Source organism: Actinoalloteichus spitiensis RMV-1378, from assembly GCF_000239155.1.
GTDB lineage: Bacteria > Actinomycetota > Actinomycetes > Mycobacteriales > Pseudonocardiaceae > Actinoalloteichus_B > Actinoalloteichus_B spitiensis.
The window spans coordinates 1-5,348 of sequence record NZ_AGVX02000383.1 but is presented as its reverse complement, the minus strand read 5'-3'; the positions used below and the strand labels follow the sequence as shown (position 1 = coordinate 5,348).

Below are 5,348 nucleotides of genomic sequence, written 5' to 3'. Positions count from 1 at the left end.
GGGCGTTGGCCAGCAGCTCCTGGAACTGGGCGGAGAACCAGTGGCCGGAGATCGGCGCGTCAGCCAGGGCGCCGGAGGGGTTGTAGTTGTTGCGCGGGTTGCCCTGGTAGGCGGGGTCGCACATCTGGTCGAAGCCCTTGCCCTCGTCGTTGGGGATCTCCTCACTGGAGCCGTCGGACTCGCCCGGGGGCTTCATCCAGACGTAGGCGTCGATGCCGGGCTCGGGTGCGGTGGTCGGGCGCTCGCCGAGGCCGGCGCCGGCCTGGTTGCACCAGTTGCCGATGTGGATGCGGCGGTCGTAGCGGCCGCCTTCGACGTAGGCTTCGGCGCTGGTCTGCGGTCCGGGGCCGGTGGGCCGGTTCGGGCCGCCCCAGCCGTTGCGGGAGGTGTCGATGAGCATGCCGATTCCGGGGTCGAAACCGGCCTGCACGAGGCGCTCGCGGAAGGCCTGGGCGAAGGACAGCTCGTCGACGTAGTTGTTCCAGTCGATCCAGCTGGACTCGCCTCGGACCTGCTGGCCGTTGATGACGTCGGTGACGCTGAAGTTCTCCTCCTTCAGCGCGCTGTAGTTGGCGGTGTTGGCGATGAAGCCGTGCACGTCGGCGGGGGTGGCGCCGTTGGCGTTGGCGGCCTCGAAGAACAGGTCGGCGGAGGCGCCGAAGTTGTCCTCCCAGCCGATCCAGCCGTGGTGGCCGGCGTCGATGTAGTTGTAGACGTTGGGGATCGCGCCGAGCTGGGCGAGGGCGTAGCCCACGCCGTCGACGTAGCCGCCGTTGGCCTTCATCACGTCGCACTCGGGGGTGGCGGTCGGGCGCGGCGTGACGTTGGTGATGAGGTTGGGCAGCGAGTCGATCTCGATGGTGGTGACGATGCGCAGGTCGGCGTAGGCGGGGTCCGAGAGGATCTCGGCGATCGGGTCGATGAACTCGGACTGGTAGCGCGGCAGGTCGTTGGGACCGAGCTCACCGCTGGAGGCCAGGGCGGCGCAGTCGCGCCCGGGCAGGTTGTAGATGACGACCTGGAAGACGAAGTCCTGCCCGTTGGCCTGGCGGACCGCCTCGTCGAGGTGTTCGCGCAGTCCCATCTTCCCTTCGGGGCCCTCGATGGCCGCGATGCGGTCCATCCAGACGCCGGTGGGTTGGTCGGCGATCGCGCTGCCGCCCGGTTCGGCGGCGGCGTTGGCCGACCACTCCGGGTTGACGTACACGTCCGCGCCGACGTAGGGGTTGTCCACCCTGGTCTGTTGCGGGGTGGTGTCGTCGGCACCGGCCACTCCGCCGGTCACGAACAGGCCCGACGTGAGTGCGAGCGCGGATGCCGCGGTGAGTCCGCGGCGGAGGCGCGAGCGGCGCCCCCCGCGTGCCGAGTCAGTCTTCATGTGGGCTCCTTCGTCGTTCCCTCATGACGTCCTTGTCCGAGTTCTGGGAGCGCTCCCATGACGGGACTGTACCAATGGGGTAACACTGTGAAAAGAGTCGTTCACCATTCGGTGGCGATTTTCCTGGTTCCGCGATCGACGGGCCCAGGGTATTCCTCCGCGTGACGAGGAAGGGCGCCGGCGAATGGGGTAGGCCGTGTCTCCCCCTCGCGCATCTGGGCCTGTGACCTGCCCTGTTCTGCGTGCAATGGGGGTTTCCCGGTGTCGTTCCCGTTCACTGGACACGGACTGGTACGGCGTTTTCGCGCAAGGGTGCGGAATGGGCGGAGCACGCGGCGAGGCTCTTGTCGTGGGAGCGTCGGCGGCATTCGCCGGGCCGTTCTGGCTCCGATCGCTCCCGGTCGGGGTGCGGTGTTCGGCGGGCGGGGTGGGCGGCTGAACGGCCCCCTCTCCCGGCCGGGGTGGCGCGTGGCCAGCGCGCGAGGCCGGCGTGCGGATCTGGGGGTGGGTCGCCTGGGGGAGCCGTCCCCGTCCCGCGTGCGCGGGGATAGCGCCTGCTCCGGTCGCGCGCGGAGGACGTCGGGCGGGTGGTCCGGTTGGCCCCCGAGTCGGGCGTTGGCGGAGCGGGCCGAACCGAACGCCCGGTCTCCTGAAGTCTGGGAACGCTCCCACACCGTGGCGGTGGGGGCGCGACCGGTGCGGAGGGCCACCGCCGCCCCCACCGGTCGCGCTCCGGAGCCAGGCCAATGCGGCCGGAGGCGCGGCGCGCGGAGAGGACGACGGGCCGTGCGGCCAAGGGTGACCTCGGGCGGGCACGCTCGGTGGACGTCCGCTACCGCCCGACGCGTTCGTCCTCGACCAGGACGGGGCCGGTACCGCGGGCCTCGCCGGGGCCGTCCACCGGGGCGGCGGGTGGCGCGCGGGTCAGTCCAGCGCCTCGGACCTCGGCAGCCACACCCGCATGGACACCGGTCCCCGGTTTCCCCACTGGTGGTAGGGAACGAGGCGCAGGCTGTGCGGCCGCACCGACCGAGGCACCGGGCTGCTGCCGTAGGGCCAGGACTCCGCGGCCGGGGAGGTCCGGTGGCCCTCCACCGACAGCTCCACCGACAGCTCCACCGCCCCCTCCACCGCGTGCTCGACCGGGTCGAGGGAGGTGTCGACACTGATCTCGGCCAGGGGCGGTTCGTCGCCGGGGGACTCCGCGCAGTAGACCAGCGGTCCGCGTTCGACGGCGACGCAGTCCCGCACGGCGTCGATCCGCCGGTCGGGCCAGGTCCACCGGGGTGTCATCGGCAGTTCCAGGCGCAGCTCGTCGCCTGGCCGCCACCGCCGGTCCACCGTCGCCAGTCCGGGGGCGGCCCGCACCACGCCCTCGGGGTGGGCCAGGCGGGCGCCGTCGGCCCACACCGGCACCCGCAGGGAGATCCGGCAGGTCTCCTGCGGGGCGCCGAGTACCCGCACCAGCACGGTGCCCGACTCCGGGTAACGGGTGCGCACGCTCAGCCGCAGCCGGGGTCCGTCGACCAGCCGGGTGTCGATCTCGGCGGAGGCGAACTGGTGCAGCTGCACGCCCCGGCGGTCCCGGGTCGCCAGGTAGCCGGGGAGGGCGCCCAGGGTGCGGGCGATGTTCGGGGGGCAGCAGGAGGTGCTGAACCAGGGTGCGCGCAGGGCGCTGCCGCCCCACCAGCTGACCTCGTCGGCTCCGGTCGGGATGCCCGGGGTGCGCACCTGCAGGGGGTTGACGTAGAAGAAGGACCGGCCGTCGGCGGACAGGGAGGTCGCCAGCACGTTGTACAGGGTGCGTTCGGCCAGTTCGGCGTAGCGGGGGTGGCCGGTGGCCAGCAGCAACCGCCAGCACAGCATGATCGAGGCGATGCCCGCGCAGGTCTCGGCGTAGGCCCGGTCGGGCGGCAGTTCGAAGTCCTCGCCGAAGGCCTCGTCGCGGTGGCGGGAGCCCATGCCCCCGGTGAGGTAGGTGCGGCGGGCCACGGTCCGTTCCCACTGCGCCTCCACGGCGGCCAGCAGCGCGGTGTCGCCGGTTTCCACGGCCACGTCCACGGCCCCGCACGCCAGGTAGAGCTGGCGGACGGCGTGGCCCCGGAACGCGCGTGCGGCGCGGACGGGCTCGTCGTCCTGGAAGTAGGCGCGGCCGTGTTCGGTGTCGCCCAGCGCCGGGCGACCCCGGCGTTCGACGAACCGGCGGGCCATCTCCAGGTACCGTTCCTCCCCGGTGAGGCGGCACAGTTCCACCAGGGCCATCTCGATCTCGGGGTGTCCGCACACCTGGTCGCCCTCCAGGAAGTGGGCGCACACGTGGTCGGCGGCGCGGCGGCCCACCTCGACCAGGAGGTCGTCGCCGTGGCAGCGGGCCCGGGCGACGCTGGCCTGGATGAGGTGGCCGGCGCAGTAGAGTTCGTGCCCCCACTCGAGGTTCTGGTAGCGGCGGCCCGACCAGCGGGTGTTGAGGTAGCCGTCGTCCTGCTGGGCCTGGGCCAGCAGGGGTGTGATCTCCTCGACGAGGGCGTCGTCGCCGTGCCAGGAGGCGGCTTCGAGGAGTTTGTGGATCTCGGAGTCGGCGAAGTCGGGGCCGCGGTGGCCGCCGTCGCGGAAGTTGTCGATCCAGCCGAGGGTGCCCATGCGTTCCGCGCAGTGCGGCACCGTCACCTGGGCGCTGAGCGCCCGGCGGTCGGCCCAGAAGCCCGAGGTGAGCTGGACCTCGTCCAGTCCGAGTGGGGTGAGCACCCCGGAGGAGGGCAGCACGGGTCTGGTCATGGTCTCTCCCCGGCTCGTGTGGTCGGCAGGGACTCCAGGGTGGCGGCTGCTGGCCGCCGTGCCGAGGGGGCGGGCAGGGCTTGGCCTGAACCAGCCGGGGCGCGGCGCCGGGGGTGCGGCCCCGGGAGGTGGGCCCGGGGTCACGGGGGTCGCGGGCCGCCGGCACCGCGCCGGGGGTCAGGACCGGGAGGCCCGGATCTCGTCGAGGCCCGGGAACCGGTCGGCGATGGAGTGCTCCACGAAGTCCCCCACCCAGCCCTGCTCGTCGTGGAAGAAGCGGATGGACACGTAGTCGGGGGTGGTGCCCATGTCGAACCAGTGCGTGGTGTTGGCGGGCACGCTGAGCAGGTCACCGGCCTCGCACAGCACGGCGTGCACCCGGTCGCCGATGTGGAGGTAGAACACTCCTGAGCCGCGGGCGAAGAAGCGGTCCTCGTCGTCGTCGTGGGTGTGTTCGGACACGAACCGTGCTCGGGCCTCCTCGGCGCGGCGCCGCCAGTCGGGGGTGTCGGTGGGGGTCATGTGCATCGCGTCGACGTGCACGTAGCCCTCGGCGGCGACGACGTCCGCGATCCGGTCGTGGTAGGCGGCCAGCACCTGCTCGGAGGTGGGTTCCTCGGGAAGCCCTGGCACCACCTCCCACCGGTCGAAGCGGACTCCCAGCTCCGCGAGGACCGCGCGGATCTCCGCCGGGTCCTCGGTGCGCAGCAGCACCTCGTCGGGTCCCTGTTCGGGCCACACGGTCAGCAGTGTCATCGTCTCCCCTTCCTCGTCAGCGGGTCGGGCTGGTCACCGGGATCGAGGTCGGCGGCCAGGACGAACCGCAACAGCCACTCCAGGCACTCCGTGCGGTGGCGGGCCTGGACGAGGTCCGATCCCCACACGTACAGGCCGTGGCGGGCGACCAGCAAGGCCGGGGTGGCGGGGTCGAAGCCGGCCTCGAAGGCGTCGCCGAGCACGCGCATGTCCTGGCTGTTGGGGACGACGGGTACGACGACCAGGTCGTCGTGCGCCTGGCGGCCGAAGCCCTTGAGCATCTCCAGGTCGCGCAGGGCCACCCCGCTGGGCCAGCGTTCGGCCGCCAGGACGGCGGCCAGGACGTGGACGTGCACCACGGCGCCGGCGCCGGCGACCGAGGCGATGCGGGCGTGCAGGCCGGCTTCGGCGGAGGGGCGGGGGGCCGTGGCGGGTTGGT

Annotated in this window: 4 protein-coding genes; all 4 read right to left on the bottom strand. The window is 72.5% G+C overall.

Going from position 1 to position 5,348, the window contains the following annotated elements:
* A partial coding sequence (locus tag ACTIDRAF_RS29375; protein ID WP_016699896.1) for a glycoside hydrolase family 6 protein occupies positions 1-1,378 on the bottom strand: 1,378 nt, incomplete at its 3' end.
* Positions 1,379-2,302: 924 nt separating this feature from the next.
* The gene (locus tag ACTIDRAF_RS0216865; RefSeq protein ID WP_026066195.1) at positions 2,303-4,153 is read right to left on the bottom strand and encodes a glycoside hydrolase family 127 protein; all 1,851 of its coding nucleotides are present in this window, start codon (positions 4,151-4,153) and stop codon (positions 2,303-2,305) included.
* A gap of 177 nt (positions 4,154-4,330) precedes the next feature.
* Positions 4,331-4,909, bottom strand: coding sequence for a 1,2-dihydroxy-3-keto-5-methylthiopentene dioxygenase (locus tag ACTIDRAF_RS0216860; RefSeq protein ID WP_016699894.1), 579 nt, complete (start codon positions 4,907-4,909; stop codon positions 4,331-4,333).
* Positions 4,906-5,348: class II aldolase/adducin family protein (locus ACTIDRAF_RS29370; RefSeq protein WP_016699893.1), on the bottom strand; the 443-nt coding region annotated here is incomplete at its 5' end. The genes ACTIDRAF_RS0216860 and ACTIDRAF_RS29370, both read right to left, overlap by 4 nt.